Annotated in this window: 3 protein-coding genes; 1 reads left to right on the top strand and 2 read right to left on the bottom strand. The window is 64.6% G+C overall.

All coding sequences use genetic code 11. From position 1 onward, the window contains the following. On the top strand, positions 1–475 hold a 475-nt coding region (locus tag Q1V87_RS10135), incomplete at its 5' end, for a TraM recognition domain-containing protein (protein WP_300592221.1). Between the two features lie 11 nt (positions 476–486). Here the strand turns inward: Q1V87_RS10135 and Q1V87_RS10130 are convergent. Both Q1V87_RS10130 and Q1V87_RS10125 read right to left on the bottom strand, forming a co-directional pair. Then, entirely contained in the window at positions 487–837 is a 351-nt protein-coding gene (locus Q1V87_RS10130; RefSeq protein WP_138172282.1) for a hypothetical protein, read from the bottom strand. A gap of 122 nt (positions 838–959) precedes the next feature. After that, entirely contained in the window at positions 960–1559 is a 600-nt protein-coding gene (locus tag Q1V87_RS10125) for a signal peptidase II (protein WP_229381995.1), read from the bottom strand. Positions 1560–1637 lie beyond the last annotated feature (78 nt).

Genomic DNA, 1637 nt, shown 5'->3' with positions numbered 1-1637 from the left:
TCCGGTCCTCATGGCGGAGGGCGGCGGCACCGGGCTCACGGTGATGCCCGTGTTCCAGTCGCTCGCCCAGGCGCGAGGTCGTTGGGGCGACGACGCCGCGACCGCGATGTGGGATGCGAGCATCACCAAGATCGTCCTCGGCGGCGGGACGGACACACGGCACCTCCAGGACATCTCCACACTGATCGGCGAACGCGACGAGACGACTGACTCCGTGACCATCGGCGAGCGCGGCCTGCGCTCGAATCAACGCTCGATCCGCCGCGTCCCGATCATGAAGGTCGAAGACATCCGCACCCTGCCCCAGGGCACCTCGCTCGTGTTGCTGCGCTCCGCGCCGCCGATCATCACGACCATGCGCTACTGGCTCAACCGACCGGATGCCGAGACGCTGCTCGCCCAGCGCGCCGAGGTCGAGGCGATCATGCGGCCGGGCACCGCAGGGATAGGTGAGGCAACAGTCACCGACGACTGACTGTGAGGAGGCTAGATCGGCCAGTCTTTGTGCAGCTGCGAGCCGATACCAAGCGAACTCAGGTCCGCGGTAACGGCAAGCCACAAGTCATTGAAGATCTGGTCGGCGTCGCCCGTCCAGTCGTTTGGAATCGGGGTCGGCGAATCGACGGTATACGAGACGACGTATCCCGGAGCCGAGTAGTCGTCCCAAGTCAGCGAGACGTTGAGCCTCGCGTTCTCCAGTTTCACGTCGTCATCACCGTCGCCGAATCTGTCGGCGACGTACTCATAGTCGTATGAGAACTGGTAGGAGTCATCCTGCTTCATCGAACGCAGGTACTCGTCTTCATCCTCGAACTCTTCGCCGGTCGAGTTGTTCACGAACGACACTGGACGACCTACCTCTCGCGTTTGTAGGGACCGCTCAGAAATGTCCATCTTCGCAGCGGCAGGACGCGGAAGTGACAGGCGGAATGTCCTCGAAAGCCGCCGCGAGCATGCTTCTAGATGTCTTTCGGAGTCGATCTGTGCTCGTCGGGCTGATGACTCGACCTTCTGCCCTTCGACTGCGAGACGTAGAGGAGTATGCCGAGGGCGACGCCGACACCGAGGATGACGTCGGCAAGGTTGCCGATGAACAGGTTGCCGTAGGCGAGGAAGTCGGTGACGTGGCCGCGACCGAATCCGGGTGGGGCGAGCAGGCGGTCCAGGAGGTTGCCGACCGCGCCGCCCCATAGCAGGCCAATCGCGACCGCCCACCCGGCGGTGCGGGCGCGCGTGGCGGCGATGAGCAGAGCCACGGATGCCGCGGCCGCGATGATGGTGAGCAGCCAGGTTGAGCCGGATCCGAGGGACATGACGGTGCCGGGGTTGAACGCGAGCTGCAAGCCGAGCCAGTCTCCGAGGAGTGGGATGCGGGCTTGTTCGCTGAGCCGTGAAAGGGCGAGTGCTTTGGTTCCCTGGTCGATCAGCACCGCCCCGGCAGCGACGGCGCACGCGATCAGGAATAGACGTGGTCGGACGCGCGAGCCAATAGGGCCGGCGGAATTCATTTTCACGGCATCCGCCCTTCCCTGCGCGAGGCCATGAACGAGACCGGTCATGCCTTCGTGCGCCGCGCCGCGCGGAGCCCGTTGAGGATCACAATGACCTCCGCGACTTCGTGCACCAGCACCACGGCG

Source organism: Microbacterium sp. (genome assembly GCF_030149085.1).
Lineage (GTDB): Bacteria > Actinomycetota > Actinomycetes > Actinomycetales > Microbacteriaceae > Microbacterium.
Note: the sequence above shows the minus strand (reverse complement) of the source record. Positions and strands in the feature narration are given on the sequence as shown.